This window comes from Streptomyces winkii (assembly GCF_032248595.1).
In the GTDB taxonomy this organism is placed as follows: Bacteria; Actinomycetota; Actinomycetes; order Streptomycetales; family Streptomycetaceae; genus Streptomyces; species Streptomyces winkii.
The window spans coordinates 58,884-72,262 of record NZ_JASTTH010000003.1; the positions used below are offsets into that span (position 1 = coordinate 58,884).

The 13,379-nt window shown below is 72.3% G+C and carries 11 protein-coding genes; 7 read left to right on the forward strand and 4 right to left on the reverse strand.

Annotated features, from left to right (window positions below; all coding sequences use genetic code 11):
• Positions 1–303: 303 nt before the first annotated feature.
• A complete protein-coding gene (locus QQM67_RS08680; protein WP_314173082.1) occupies positions 304–3,921 on the forward strand; it encodes a DNA polymerase III subunit alpha in 3,618 nt (1,205 codons plus the stop codon).
• Positions 3,918–5,030 (forward strand): DNA polymerase Y family protein, encoded by a 1,113-nt coding sequence (locus tag QQM67_RS08685; RefSeq protein WP_314173083.1) that lies wholly within the window; start codon positions 3,918–3,920, stop codon positions 5,028–5,030. The genes QQM67_RS08680 and QQM67_RS08685 overlap by 4 nt, the downstream gene beginning before the upstream one ends.
• 22 nt (positions 5,031–5,052) lie before the next feature.
• On the opposite strand, the gene QQM67_RS08690 is transcribed toward QQM67_RS08685, so the two are convergent.
• Entirely contained in the window at positions 5,053–5,889 is an 837-nt protein-coding gene (locus QQM67_RS08690) for an RNA methyltransferase (RefSeq protein ID WP_314173084.1), read from the reverse strand.
• Between the two features lie 330 nt (positions 5,890–6,219).
• Between QQM67_RS08690 and QQM67_RS08695 the strand changes: the two genes are divergently transcribed.
• Positions 6,220–7,125, forward strand: a complete 906-nt coding sequence (locus tag QQM67_RS08695) for an alpha/beta fold hydrolase (protein ID WP_399066338.1) — start codon at positions 6,220–6,222, stop codon at positions 7,123–7,125.
• A gap of 91 nt (positions 7,126–7,216) precedes the next feature.
• On the opposite strand, the gene QQM67_RS08700 is transcribed toward QQM67_RS08695, so the two are convergent.
• The gene (locus QQM67_RS08700; protein WP_314173086.1) at positions 7,217–7,858 is read right to left on the reverse strand and encodes a pyridoxamine 5'-phosphate oxidase family protein; all 642 of its coding nucleotides are present in this window, start codon (positions 7,856–7,858) and stop codon (positions 7,217–7,219) included.
• 74 nt (positions 7,859–7,932) lie between these two features.
• Positions 7,933–8,922: a lytic polysaccharide monooxygenase auxiliary activity family 9 protein gene (locus QQM67_RS08705; protein ID WP_314173087.1), complete on the reverse strand. Its 990-nt coding sequence runs from the start codon at positions 8,920–8,922 to the stop codon at positions 7,933–7,935.
• Between the two features lie 332 nt (positions 8,923–9,254).
• Here QQM67_RS08705 and QQM67_RS08710 point away from each other — a divergent pair, with 332 nt between their 5' ends.
• The gene (locus tag QQM67_RS08710) at positions 9,255–9,857 is read left to right on the forward strand and encodes an AMIN-like domain-containing (lipo)protein (protein WP_314173088.1); all 603 of its coding nucleotides are present in this window, start codon (positions 9,255–9,257) and stop codon (positions 9,855–9,857) included.
• A 70-nt stretch (positions 9,858–9,927) separates the two neighbouring features.
• Here QQM67_RS08710 and QQM67_RS08715 read toward each other — a convergent pair whose 3' ends face one another.
• Positions 9,928–10,731: a dioxygenase family protein gene (locus tag QQM67_RS08715; protein ID WP_314173739.1), complete on the reverse strand. Its 804-nt coding sequence runs from the start codon at positions 10,729–10,731 to the stop codon at positions 9,928–9,930.
• Between the two features lie 220 nt (positions 10,732–10,951).
• On the opposite strand from QQM67_RS08715, the gene QQM67_RS08720 reads away from it, so the two are divergent.
• The 3 genes from QQM67_RS08720 (at position 10,952) to QQM67_RS08730 (ending at position 13,375) form a co-directional block, all read left to right on the forward strand.
• Positions 10,952–11,452 carry a MarR family winged helix-turn-helix transcriptional regulator gene (locus QQM67_RS08720; RefSeq protein WP_314173089.1) on the forward strand — a complete coding sequence of 167 codons (501 nt, stop codon included), beginning with the start codon at positions 10,952–10,954 and terminating at the stop codon, positions 11,450–11,452.
• Between the two features lie 219 nt (positions 11,453–11,671).
• A complete protein-coding gene (locus tag QQM67_RS08725; protein ID WP_314173090.1) occupies positions 11,672–12,868 on the forward strand; it encodes a MarP family serine protease in 1,197 nt (398 codons plus the stop codon).
• Between the two features lie 135 nt (positions 12,869–13,003).
• A complete protein-coding gene (locus QQM67_RS08730; protein ID WP_314173091.1) occupies positions 13,004–13,375 on the forward strand; it encodes a GntR family transcriptional regulator in 372 nt (123 codons plus the stop codon).
• Positions 13,376–13,379 lie beyond the last annotated feature (4 nt).

Consider the following 13,379-nt stretch of genomic DNA (forward strand, 5'->3'; position numbering starts at 1 on the left):
GGTCCGTACGGCACCCCTGGGCCGACCGCTCGGGGGTGCCGTACGTGTGCCGTACGCGTGCCGTACGAGTGGCCCGCGAACCCGCCGGGAGGCCGGTGATTCCGGGCCTTTACCGGGCCTGTCCGCGGGTCCTTCCGGGCGTCCCCTGGGGCGTCCGCAGCCCCGCCCCCGCAAGCCGTGTACCGCCGGTGAGCTGCGGAGAGACACCACACGTACTGTCGAACACAAGTTCGACAGACTGGTCTATGGTGGGGCAGTATCCAAGGACAGGCAGAGGTGCGGATGCGGCGGGAGGTGCGTGCGATGCCGGGATTCGTGCACCTGCACGTGGCCTCCGGATTCTCGCTGAGATACGGGGCGTCGCACCCCGAGACGCTCGCCGGGCGCGCCGCCGACCGCGGCATGGACGCGGTCGCGCTCACCGACCGGGACACCCTCGCCGGAGCCGTCCGCTTCGCCCGGGCGAGCGCGGGTGCGGGCGTACGCCCGGTCTACGGGGTGGATCTGGCCGTGGCGGAGCGGCCGGAGAGGAAGAGCGCGGTTCGCCGCCGCCGTACCCCCGTCAAGGGCGGCGCCTTCATCGACGAGTCGGCGCAGCGCGTCGTCTTCCTCGCCGGGCGGGGAGCCGCGGGCTGGGAGCGGCTGTGCCGGCTGGTCACCGCGGCGCACGCCGGAGGCGGCGAGCGTCCCCGGCTGGAGTGGGAGGACCTGGCTGCGGTGGGAGGCGCGGGCCAGGGCGCCGCGGGCCCGGGAGCCGCGGGTACGCACGAGGGCGCGCTGACGGTGCTGCTCGGCCCCGACTCCGGCGTCGGCCGGTCGCTCGCCGCCGGGCGACCCGACCGCGCGGCACGGCAACTGGACGGCTGGCGGGAGATCTTCGGTACGGACGCGCTGCGCCTGGAGGTCGCCGGGCACGTGCCGCTGCGGGAGTCCGCGCGGATGCTGGGACTCGCGGCGGAGCAGGGGATCAAGCCCGTACTGGCCAACGGGGTGCGCTACGCCGACCCGGGCCAGGGCCCGGTCGTGGACGTACTGGACGCGGCGCGCCGCCTGGTCCCCGTCGACCCCCGCAAGGGGCTGGACGCGGGCGAGCGGTGGCTCAAGGGCCCGGAGGCCATGGCGTCGGCGGCGGAGCGCATCGCTCAGGCCGCGGGCTACCGGAGCGACACCGCGAGGCGGCTGCTGGCCCTTACCGAGGAGACCGCCGCGAACTGCCGCGTCGACCCGGAGGAGGACATCGGCATCGGGCGTGTGCACTTCCCCGAGCCGTGGCTGGTCGGCGCGGGCAGCGGCAGGAGCGCCGAGCGCGTGCTGCGTTCGCGGTGCGCGGCCGGGATGGTCGCACGGCGGTACGAGGGGCGGCGGGAGCGCTGGGAGAGACTCGAACACGAGCTGCGGATCATCGAAGGGCTCGGTTTCTCCTCGTACTTCCTCACCGTCGCGCAGGTCGTCGCGGACGCGCGGGCGATGGGTGTACGGGTCGCGGCGCGCGGCTCGGGCGCCGGGTCGCTGGTCAACCACCTGCTGGGCATCGCACAGGCGGACCCCGTCGAACACGGCCTGCTCATGGAGCGGTTCCTCTCGCCGCGCCGGGCGGCCCTGCCGGACATCGACATCGACGTGGAGTCGGCGCGGCGGCTGGAGGTCTACCGCGCCGTCTTCGACCGCTTCGGCGAGGAGCGCGTCGCCGCCGTCGCCATGCCGGAGACCTACCGGGTGCGGCACGCGATCCGCGACGTCGGTGCGGCGCTGAGCATGGATCCCGCCGAGACCGACAAGCTCGCCAAGTCGTTCCCGCACATACGGGCGCGTGACGCGCGTGCGGCCCTCGAAGAACTCCCCGAGCTGCGCGGCGTGGACGCCGAGCGGTACGGGCCCCGCTTCTGGGACCTGGTCGAGTCGCTGGACGCGCTGCCCCGCGGCATCGCCATGCACCCGTGCGGGGTGCTGCTCTCGGACTCCTCGCTCCGCGCCCGTACGCCCGTCGTGCCCACCAGCGGCGAGGTCCCCCTCAGCCCGCCGGGCTCGGGGAGCGCCCCGATCGCGATGTCGCAGTTCGACAAGGACGACGTGGAGGAGATGGGGCTGCTGAAGCTGGACGTGCTGGGGGTGCGGATGCAGTCCGCGATGGCGCACACGGTCGCCGAGATCGAGCGGACGGGCGGCGGACGCCTCGCGCTGGACGAGGTGCCCGAGGACGATCCGCAGACGTACGCGCTGATCCGCTCCGCCGAGACGCTCGGCTGCTTCCAGATCGAATCTCCGGGCCAGCGCGACCTGGTGGGGCGGCTGCAGCCGGAGAGCTTCCACCATCTCGTCGTCGACATCTCGCTGTTCCGGCCCGGGCCGGTCGTCGCCGACATGGTGCGGCCGTTCATCGAGGCGCGGCACGGGCGGCGGCCAGCCGTGTATCCGCACCCGGACCTGGAACCGGCGCTGCGCGAGACGTTCGGCGTCGTGGTCTTCCATGAGCAGATCATCGAGATCCTGTCCGTCATGACGGGATGCGGCCGCGCCATGGCCGACGAGGCGCGGCGCGCGCTCTCGGACGACGAGCGGCAGGGGAGGGTGCGGGCATGGTTCGTGCAGGAGGCGTCCCGTCGCGGGTACGCGGCCGAGGCGGTCGAACGCACCTGGCAGATCGTGGAGGCGTTCGGCTCGTACGGCTTCTGCAAGGCGCACGCCGTCGCCTTCGCCGTACCGACGTACCAGTCGGCGTGGCTCAAGACCCACTATCCGGCGGCCTTCTACGCGGGGGTGCTGGAGCACGATCCGGGGATGTACCCGAAGCGGCTGCTGCTGGCGGACGCGCGCAGACGCGGGGTGCCGGTGCTTCCGCTGGACGTGAACCGGTCCTCAGTCGCCTATCGAATCGAACTGGTGTCTGATTCAAGGGGAGTTGAGGGCGCTGAGGGAGCCGAGGGTGCCGAACGGCACCTGTGGGGGCTGCGTCTCGCGCTCTGCGACGTGCAGGGCATCAGCGAGGCGGACGCGGAGCGCATCGCCGACGGACAGCCCTACGACTCGCTGTCCGATCTGTGGCGGCGGGCACGGCCGCCGCGGCCCGTCGCCGAAAGGCTCGCTCAAGTAGGGGCGCTGGACGCCTTCGCACCCGGCGGCAACCGCCGCGACCTGCTGTTGCAGATCGCCGAACTCCACCGCCGGCAGCGCGGCGACTCCGGCGGGCGCGAGGGGCAGCTGGCGCTGGACCATCTGGCGAAGGGCACCGCCGCACCCGAACCGGCCGGGCTTCCCGACCTCGACGCCACCGAGCGGCTGGGGGCGGAGCTCGGGATCCTCGGCATGGACACGTCGCGGCACCTCATGGACGATCACACCGCCTTCCTGCGGGAGTTGGGCGTGTCCTCCGCACGCGCGCTGCGCGACGTCCGGCACGGCGAGACGGTCCTGGTCGCGGGGGCCAAGGCGGCGACCCAGACCCCGCCGATCCGTTCCGGGCGGCGCGTCATCTTCAGCACCCTCGACGACGGGACCGGGCTGGTCGACCTCGCCTTCTTCGACGACTCGCACGCCGCCTGCGCGCACGCCGTCTTCCACTCCTGGCTGCTGCTGGTGCGGGGAGTGGTGCAGCGGCGCGGCCCGCGCAGCCTCAGCGTGGTGGGGTCGGCCGCATGGGACCTGGCCGAACTGGCCGAACTGCGCCGCACCGGCGGCCTGGACGCGGTGGCGGCCAGGCTCGCGGAGCCCGTACCCGCGGACGGGCAGGAGGACGGCTCCGGGCGGGAGGGCGAGCCGGGGTCCGGGTCCGGGCAGGGCGCGGGCGGCGGGGGACGCACCGTCGAGGTGGCGAAGGGGTACGAGATGCACCCCTGGGCCGACCTGCGTCCGCCCGGCGATTCCCCGGGGTCGCCGAAGGCCCTGCGCAAGCTCTGGCACTCCAGTCCGGGGAGCGCGGGATGAGCGGCCGCGGGGAGCAGGGCGGGCAGGGCGGGCAGGGTGAGCAACGCGAACAGTCCGAACTGGCCGGACAGCTCGGGGAGTCCGGGGAGTCCGGGCGCAGCGGACGGCTCAGTGTGCTGTACGTCCACTTCGGCGACGGCGTGGCCGGAGGGGCGGCCGGGGACGAGGAGGAGGACCGCCCGGAGTTCTCCGTGCTTCTCGGCCTCCTCGCGGACTTCACCCCCGTCGTGCAGGCGCTGCCGCCCGACGCCGCGCTCGCCGACGTACGGGGCGCGCTGCGCTACTTCGAGAGCGACGCACCCGGGCTGGCCCGGCTCATCCGCCTCCGCGCGCTGGCCCGGTACGGCACCGACTGCACCGTCGGCGTCGCCGTCAACCCGCTGCTCGCGCGGATGGCCGCGCACTCCGGGCCCGCGGGGTCGGTCCGGGTCGTGCGGCCGGGGGAGAGCGCCGGGTTCCTCGCCCGCAAGCCCGTCGGGGCGCTGCACGGCGTCGGACCGGCGACCGCGCGCACCTTGTGCTCGTACGGCCTGGACACCGTGGGCCGCGTCGCCGGCACCGCCCCCGCCACCTTGCAGCGCATCCTCGGTGCGAAGGCCGGGCGCCTCCTCCACGAGCGGGCCCGCGGCATCGACCCGACGCCGGTGGTCCCCGGCGAACCGGCCCGTTCGGAGAAGTCCGAATTCCGTTTCGGCCGGGACGAGATCGACCCGGCCGAGCGCCGCCGCGCGCTGCTCACCCTCGCCGACGAGCTGGGCTTCCGCATGCGCACCGGCGGGCAGGCGGCTCGCGCGCTGACGCTCATCGTCCGCTACGCCGACCGTGCCGTCACCACGCGCACCCGTACGCTCGCGGGACCCTCCGCGCACACACCGGCGTTGACCGCAGCCGCCTACGCCCTGCACGACGGGCTCGGGCTGCAGCGGGCCCGCGTGCGGGCGGTCGCGCTGCGTGCGGAGGAGCTGATGCCGGCCGAACTGGCCGCCCGGCAGCTCTCCTTGGACCCACGCGAGGAGAAGGCCAGGCGTGCCGAGGCGGCGGCGGACCGTGCGCGGCTGCGGTTCGGTGCGGGCGCGGCACACCCGGCGGGGCTGTTCCACGCGGCGTGAAGCCCGGAGCTCCGCCGCGGGGTCAGTACGTGGCGCGCGCGGCGGCGATGCGCTGCCGCGAGACCTCGTACAGCACGGCGGTCGCGGCACCGGCCGCGTTGAGCGAACTCGCCGTCCCCGCCATCGGGATGCGCACCGTGTGATCGCACAGCTCGCGCCAGGCCGCGCTCAGCCCCGAGGTCTCGTTCCCGACGAGCAGCAGTACGGGCCCGGTCAGGTCGGAGTCGAAGAGGTCCGCCTCGCCGTCCTCGTCCGTACCGACGAGAGCGATCCGCTGCCCGAGCGCCCGGTGGTGCTCCAGCCACGCGACGACCTCGCGGTGTGAGGGCACGCGCACCGCGGGCAGCGCGAAGAGCGAACCGGTGCTGGCCCGCACCGACTTGGGGTCGTAGACGTCGGCGGCGTGCCCGGTCACGATCAGGCCGCCGGCACCGAAGGCATCCGCGGAGCGGATGACCGTGCCGATGTTCCCGGGGCCGGACGGACGGTCGAAGAGCACGCCGAGGAAGGCGCCGTCCGCGCCGACGCGGATGCGGGACAGATCGTCCTCGGGCATTTCGAGCACGGCCACGACCTCGGGCGCGGTCTCGTCCTTCCCGCCCAGTTCGGCGAGGAGTTCGGGGGCCATCGCGACCCGTTCCGCGCGGACGTCGCGCAGCAGGTCCTGCGCCCAGCGCGAGAGAGGCTGCCGCGTGGAGTGGATCAACACCCGTACGGGCCAGCCGCGTTCGACGGCGACGCTGATGGGACGGACTCCCTGCACGAGGAACTCCCGTGCGCGCTGCCGCTTGTTGCGGTTGGCCAGCAGCGACTGCCACTGCTGGAAGCGGGCGTTGCGGGTGGTGATCTTCTGAACCACCGGACTTCCTCCCGCTCATGACGTCGTGCCGCCGCGGCAGCTTACACGGCGGCAGGACGGTCACCGAATCTTCACAGGCACGCTTATGGCCCTCCCAAGTTACCGCTGCGTTAATTGACGTGACTTCGACAAATGTGGCCTGCCTCACCATCACCCCCCACGTACGACCCTCCACAGCCACCCCCCACACAGGCCCCGTACAACCCCCACGCACCACCCCGAAGAGGCGCCACAGGCAAACGTCCCCCTCACCCCCACGAGGAGACGGCAGTGAAACTGTCCTGGAAGCACCCCCGCACCCCGGCGGTCGCCGCCGCGGCCGCGATCGTCATGACGGCGCTCCCCCTCACGGCCTCCGGCGCCTCCGCATCCGAGACCGCCACCTCGGAACCGGCCGCCTCGTCCCCGGACGCCGACGCGGCCGGGCAGAGCAAGCAGGCCGGGCAGGCCGAACTGACCGACAAGTCCTCAGCCGCCGCCTCCTCAGAGGGCGGCTGGAACGACTACAACTGCAAGCCCTCCGACGAACACCCCCGCCCCGTCGTGCTCGTGCACGGCACCGGCGGCAACGCGGTGGACAACTGGCTCGGCCTGGCGCCCTACCTGAAGAAGCGCGGATACTGCGTCTTCTCCCTCGACTACGGCCAGTACAACGGCATTCCGCTGCTCCACGGCCTCGGCCCGATAGAGGACTCCGCCGAGCAGCTCGACGCCTTCGTGAACAAGGTCCTCGAGGCGACCGGCGGCGGCAAGGTCGACATCGTCGGCCACTCGCAGGGCGGCATGATGCCCCGCTACTACATGAAGTTCCTCGGCGGAGCGGACAAGGTGAACGCCCTCGTCGGCATCGCACCGAGCAACCACGGCACCGACCTGAACGGGCTCACCAAGCTCGTCGACGAGATCCCCGGACTCGGGGACGCCATCGACGGGCTCGCGCCGTCGCTGCTGCAGCAGAAGGTGGGCTCGGACTTCATCAACCGCCTCAACGAGGGTGGCGACACCCTGCCCGGCGTGAAGTACACCGTGATCGCGACGAAGCACGACGAGGTCGTGACGCCCTACAAGTCGCAGTTCCTGGAGGGGCCGGACGTCAAGAACGTCGTGCTCCAGGATCTGTGCCCGGCCGACATCTCCGAGCACCTGGCCATCGGCCTCTTCGACAAGCTGGCGTTCCACGAGACCGCCAACGCCCTCGACCCCGCCAACGCCGAACCGACGACCTGCGTTTCGTAACAGGAGAGCAGGAGAAGAGCAGGAGAAAAACGGCAGAGCAGGACACGCAGGCGGGGCCCGTTCGACGAGCGGGCCCCGCTTGCGTGCCGTCCTACTGGTAGAGCTTCTCCGCGTACGCCGGTCCGTAGTGCTCTTCGAGCACCTCCAGCGGATCCTCCTGCCGCTCCAGCGCCTTGGACAGCTTCGCGCGCCCCGGCAGCGCCTCCGGCTCCCATGTGGCGGGGCTCCAGGCGGCGGAGCGCAGGAACGCCTTCGAGCAGTGGAAGAAGATCTCCTCGATCTGGACCACCAGCGCCAGCACCGGCCGGTTCCGCTTGACCGTCATCCCGTCGAGGAACGGTGCCTCCCGCACGATCCGCGCCCTGCCGTTGATCCGCAGCGTGTCGCCACGGCCGGGCAACAGGTGGATGAGGCCGACGTGCGGGTTCTGGAGAATGTTGCGGAACCCGTCCGCCCGCTTGTTGCCCGGCCGGTCGGGAATGGCGACCGTACGCTCGTCGAGCACCTTGACGAAGCCTGGCGGATCGCCTTTCGGCGACACGTCGCATGAACCGTCACGGCCCGACGTGGCGATCAGACACAGCGGCGAGTGTGCAAGCCACTCCCGGTCCAGCGCGTGCAGCGTGCTCCGGACCTTCCGCGCGGCGTACGGCGCGGGCTCGCCCAGCAGTTGTCGCAGCTCGGCCTCCGAAGTGACTTCCCGCGTCGCCGACGGCGGCTCTGGATGTGCCACCCCGCCTCACCCTCTTCACAGGCCACGCAGGTTGCGTCCTCGTCCTGCTCGTAACGGCATCGTACGAGCATGTGTCAGTCGCCGGTGCGACGGCCGAGGTCACGGCGGCGTGCGCTGAGGCACACCAGCGCGGCTCCGACGACGAGGACTCCTGCGCCGGCGAGGGCGAAGTCCGTCGTCGTGTCGTCGCCGCCGGTCGTGGCGAGGCGGCCGCCCTTCTCGGCGGCGCTCTCCGTCCTCGGGGTGTTGTGGGACGAGTGGCCGCCCTTGGTGCTGTGCTCGCCGTGCGCGGCGTGTTCGCCGGTCGAGGCGTGGCCGCGACCGCCGTGCTCCACCGTCGACTTGGGGGCTCCGGCGGAGATCTGCGAGTCGCTCGGGGCCTGCGGGCCCGCGGCGGACTTGGTCTCCACGGATCCGGCGGCGGCGTTCTTGCCCCCGAAGGTGACGTCGGAGCAGGTGTAGAAGGCCTCGGGGCTGTCGGAGCGCTGCCAGATGCTGTAGATCAGGTGGCGGCCGCTCCGCTTGGGCACGTCGCCCTTGAACTCGTAGGCTCCGCCGCGCAGTTCGGGGTCCTTGACCTTGGCGAACGGCTTGGACTCCAGATCCGACCACTTCAGCGGCTTGGACGGGTCGTAGCCGGCCTTGGTGATGTAGAGCTCGAAGCTGCCCTTGTGCGGGGCCGTCGTCTTGTAGGAGAAGGCGTGCTCCCCGGCCGTCATCTTCGAGGCCGGCCAGTCCTTGCGCGCCAGGTCCAGGCCCTTGTACTTGGCGCGGCCCGCGCTGCACAGCTTCCCGTCCGGGATGATCTCCTTGTGCTTGCCGGCGGCGTCCGGGATGTTGACCTCGTTCCAGTCGTAGAGCGCCTGGGTGCCGCCTGCCTTCACGGCCGCCTTGCACGCGGCCGACTGCGGGTTCTCCGGTCCCTCCGCGAAGCAGCCGGAGACTCGGCTGACCGGATCCGTCATCGATCCGTGTGCTGCGGCGGGGGCCGCGACTGCCATGGACAGTGCGAGCGGCACGGTTCCGAGAGCGGCTATGCGTGCGACCGTGCGACGAGCGGACATCTTGGGGCTCCTGATGGTGGGGGGCGTACGAGCCGCCTCGTGCCCTGCGCGCCCCGGTGGTGCCGGGCGTGCCGGGCCGTGACGGTGTGCAGGCAGCACGCTAGCCCCGCTCAACTGCCCGTTCGATGCCCGAAGAGCCCAACTGCCCATCCTTATGGTGGCGTTAAGGCGGGGGTAAGCGGGGCCTCAGGCGCGGAGTCCGGGGCGCATCGATGTGTGCCGTGCATCCGCTTTACACATTCGATTCCCTTACGCCCCTGCCCGTACAACTCTGGCCTGGTTTCGTACGTCTAGCCTCTTGCCAGAGCGAACGCACCCCGAAGGAGCCTCCGATGAGACACACCAGGCTGCTCGTCACCGCATTGCTCACCAGCGCGGGGCTCCTTGCCACCGTGTCGGCGGGCACCGCCGCCGGGGCCGAGGCCGCGCCCGCCGCGTCGCACACCGCTGCCGCCGCGAGCTGCGGCCTCACCTGGGGGAGCCTGCCGAAGACCGGGGAGGGCCCGGGCGACCGCCCGCTCACCGGCGTACGTACGGGCCGCCACGAGTGCTACGACCGCATGGTCCTCGACATCCGCCCCGGTGCGTCCGCGGGCTCCCCGGGCTACCGGGTCCGCTACGTCGACAAGCTGTACCAGGACGGTTCGGGCAGACACATCGAGGTCGGCGGCGGCGCCGTCCTGGAGATCGTCGCGTCCGCGCCCAGCTACGACCCGGAGACCTACGAGGCCACGTACCCGGGCCGGGGCGGGAAGCCGTTGCCGGGCGTGAACCTCGCGGGCTACAAGACCTTCCGCGACGCCCGCTTCGGCGCCAGTTACGAGGGGACGACGCAGCTGGGCCTCGGCGTCAGAGCCCGCCTGCCCTTCCGTGTCGTCGAACTGGGCGACCGCCTCGTCGTCGACGTCGCTCACAGCTGGGCGGCGCCGCGCTGATTCCGCTGCGGGTCGTGGGTGATCGGGTGGCCGAGTGCCGGGCGTCGACAGCCGCCCGGCGCCCGGAGGTTCACCGTACGGCCGCAGCCCCCGGGGCCTCGGCGTCGCCGCCGATCTGGATCGACCGCTTGGCCAGCCCGGCCCAGAAGCCGTCGATGACCGTGCGCTGTCGCGCCAGTTCGGCCTCGCCCGCGCCGAGTGTCACGAACAGCGGGGCGAAGTGCTCGCTGCGCGGGTGGGCGAGGCGTCCCGAAGGCGACTTGTGCGCGAAGTCGAGCAGCGCGTCGACGTCGCCGCTCTCCAGCGCCTCCCGGCCCCAGTGGTCGAACTCCCGTGACCAGGCGGGGGCTTCGTCCACTCCGGCGCCCCACCGCAGCCCGCTCAGGTTGTGCGTGAAGAAGCCGCTGCCGATGATGAGGTATCCCTCGTCGCGCAGCGGGGCGAGCCTGCGTCCGAGGCGCAGCAGCTCCTCCGGTTCGAGGGTGGGCATGGACATCTGGAGCACCGGGACGCCGGCGTCCGGATACATCTCGACGAGCGGCACGTACGCCCCGTGGTCGAGGCCGCGCTCGGGTGCGTCGTGCACCTGCTCTCCGGGCCCCGACAGCAGTTTCCGTACGCGCTCGGCGAGTTCGGGTGCGCCCGGCGCCGGATAGCGCACCTGGTAGTAGCGCTCGGGGAAGCCCCAGAAGTCGTAGACCAGCGGCACCGTGCGCGTCGCCGAGAGGGTCACCGGGGCCGACTCCCAGTGCGCCGAGACCATCAGGATCGCCCTCGGCCGCGGCAACCGGGCGCTCCAGCCCGCCAGTTGGGACGTCCACAGCTCGTCGTCGGCCAGTGGCGGCGCGCCGTGGCCGAGATAGAGCACGGGCATGCGGGCCGATGCCGCCGCCGGGTCCGCGGTGGTGCCGGCGGTGTCCGTGGTGGTGCCGCTGGTCATGATCGCTTCTGCCTCTCCGGGATCGCGCTCGCGAGCGGCGCCCCCGCACGCCTGCCGGTGGCGCTGTCGGTATTCCCGACGTTGTTCAAATTCGAAGCACTGCCCTCGAAGCTACCCGATGATTCGAATTCGAACAACTGCGTAGGATTGAGCCATGACCGACCCCCGGTGGCTGGACGAGCGCGAGATGGCGGCCTGGCAGGGCTTCCTGCGGGCGAGCAACCTCGTCGGCCGGCGTCTCGAACAGCAACTGCGGGAGGAGAGCGGCCTGTCCCACCCGCAGTACGAGATCCTCGTCCGCCTCTCCGAAGCGGCGGGCGGCGAGATCCGCATGACGGAGCTGGCCAGGAGCCTGGTCACCTCCAAGAGCGGGCTGACGTACCAGATCGGCCGGCTGGAGAAGCGCGGCCTCGTCAGCCGCCGCTCCTGCGAGAGCGACGTGCGCGGTGTCTGGGCCAGGCTCACGGCCGAAGGCGGGCGCGTCCTGCGGGAGGCCGCGCCGGGCCACGTCGCCGCCGTGCGCGAGGCGCTGATAGACGTTCTCGGCACCGCCGAGCTGGAGCTTCTCGCGGACGGGCTGGGACGGGTGGCACACCGCCTGGACCCGGAGGACCGGAGCCCGTCGGACAGAGGCCCGGACCGGGACGAGGAGTGACCGCGGCGGGCGGACGGTCCCTCGCCGCTGAGCCGCGTGAATATGGAGACGGCGGGTAAGTCGGCGGCGTTTCGTGTGTGTTACGGAACCAACCGTGCTCCGATTCGCGTGTGTTCTGCGACCGAGGGCAGATGCCCGGGACGGTCGAGGCACAATCGGAGGACAGGGCCGCAACGTGAGCACGATGAGTATCCCGAGTGGGGCGAGAAGGGGTGTGCGGTGAACCTGCTGGATGTGCTGTTGCTGCTCGCAGTGCTGGTCTTCTCCGTTTCCGGCTATCAGCGCGGCCTCGTCGCGGGATTCGTCTCCCTCGCCGGCTTCGTCGGCGGTGCCGTCGTCGGCGTGTGGGCCCTGCCGTACGTACTGGACAAGGTGCCGCCCGGCACCACGGAGGCCACCGTCGTGGCGCTGCTGACCGTGCTCGTACCGGCCGCGCTGGGACAGGCCGTGGCCGCGCCCCTGGGATGGCGGCTGCGTGACGCTCTGAGCTGGACGCCGGTGCGCTGGGCGGACGGCGTCGGGGGAGTAGCCGTCAACGCGGTGGCGGTGCTCGTCGTCGGCTGGGTCGCCGCGAGTGCCCTGTCCGTCTCGCCGTCGCCCGCGCTGAACCAGACGATCCGCAGCTCCGCGGTGCTCGGCACCGTCCAGGACCGCATGCCCGACCAGGCGGCCACCTGGTTCAACGACGCAACGGGAGCGCTCACGACGGCCGGATTCCCCCCGGTCTTCAACCCCTTCGAGCACGAGCCCGGCACGTCCGTCGCCAAGCCCTCCGGCGACTCCGTCACCCCGGCCGCGACCGAGGCGGCCAAGCGCAGCACCGTGAAGGTCGAGGGAGTGGCGGACGTGGACGGGAGCGAGCGCGGCCAGGAAGGCAGCGGATTCGTCTACACGCGCCAGCATGTGATGACCAACGCGCACGTCGTCGCGGGCGTGGACGAGCCGACCGTGCGCGTCGGCGGTGTCGGCCCCCGGTACGAGGCGAGGGTCGTGCTCTTCGATCCGAAGGCCGACGTGGCCGTCCTCGCGGTGCCCGGACTGGAGGCCCCCGCCCTGGACTTCGCCGGCAACGCCCCCCGCGGAGCGCCGAGCGTCGTCGCCGGATACCCCGAGAACGGCAGCCTCGATCTGCGCGCGGCGGCCGTCGCCCAGCGGGTGCAGGCGCGCGGCCAGGACATCTACGGCGACGACCTCAGCACCCGGGACATCTACGCCATACGTTCCACCGTCCGGCCCGGCAACTCCGGCGGTCCGCTGCTGACGAAGGACGGCAAGGTCCTCGGGGTGATCTTCGCCCGCTCGACGAGCGACGCCGACACGGGCTACGCGCTCACCGCGGAGCAGGTGCAGAAGCACGCACGCAAGGGCGCGGCGGCCACTCAGCCTGTCGACACCGGAAACCGATCGGCCTTGTGAAGCGCGGCGGTACGCCGCGCGGCGGCCGGTCGCGCCGCCGCCGGTCCTCCGCCGCCCAGGAGAGAATCGGCACCCCATCCGCGTATCGGCGTGCGGCCCGCACGCCGGCGCAACCGCGAACACACGGGAGACCACGTGCCGTTGCAGATCACCGTCGACCCGGACGCGCCGGACGCCCCGTACGAGCAGCTCCGCGCGCAGATCGCCGAGCAGGCGCGCGGCGGCTCGCTGCCCACCGGTTACAAGCTGCCGACCGTTCGCGGGCTGGCCGGGGAGCTGGGGCTCGCCGCGAACACCGTCGCGAAGGCCTACCGGGCGCTGGAGTCGGACGGGGTCATCGAGACCAGGGGGCGGCACGGCACCTTCGTGGCGGCGGCGGGCGACGCGGCGGAGAAGGCGGCGTCCGAGGCGGCGCAGTCCTACGCGCAGCGCGTCCGCAGGCTCGGCCTGGACCGGGGCGCGGCGCTCGCCGCGGTCGAGGACGCGCTGCGCGCGGTGTACGAGTGACCCC

Bases quoted from the DNA above. Each gene is read 5' to 3' on its own strand.
- QQM67_RS08680 (WP_314173082.1), top strand. From the start codon at position 304: ATGCCGGGATTCGTGCACCTGCACGTGGCCTCCGGATTCTCGCTGAGA.
- QQM67_RS08685 (WP_314173083.1), top strand. From the start codon at position 3,918: ATGAGCGGCCGCGGGGAGCAGGGCGGGCAGGGCGGGCAGGGTGAGCAA.
- QQM67_RS08695 (WP_399066338.1), top strand. From the start codon at position 6,220: ATGACGGCGCTCCCCCTCACGGCCTCCGGCGCCTCCGCATCCGAGACC.
- QQM67_RS08705 (WP_314173087.1), bottom strand. From the start codon at position 8,922: ATGTCCGCTCGTCGCACGGTCGCACGCATAGCCGCTCTCGGAACCGTG.
- QQM67_RS08710 (WP_314173088.1), top strand. From the start codon at position 9,255: ATGAGACACACCAGGCTGCTCGTCACCGCATTGCTCACCAGCGCGGGG.
- QQM67_RS08715 (WP_314173739.1), bottom strand. From the start codon at position 10,731: ATGCCCGTGCTCTATCTCGGCCACGGCGCGCCGCCACTGGCCGACGAC.
- QQM67_RS08720 (WP_314173089.1), top strand. From the start codon at position 10,952: ATGACCGACCCCCGGTGGCTGGACGAGCGCGAGATGGCGGCCTGGCAG.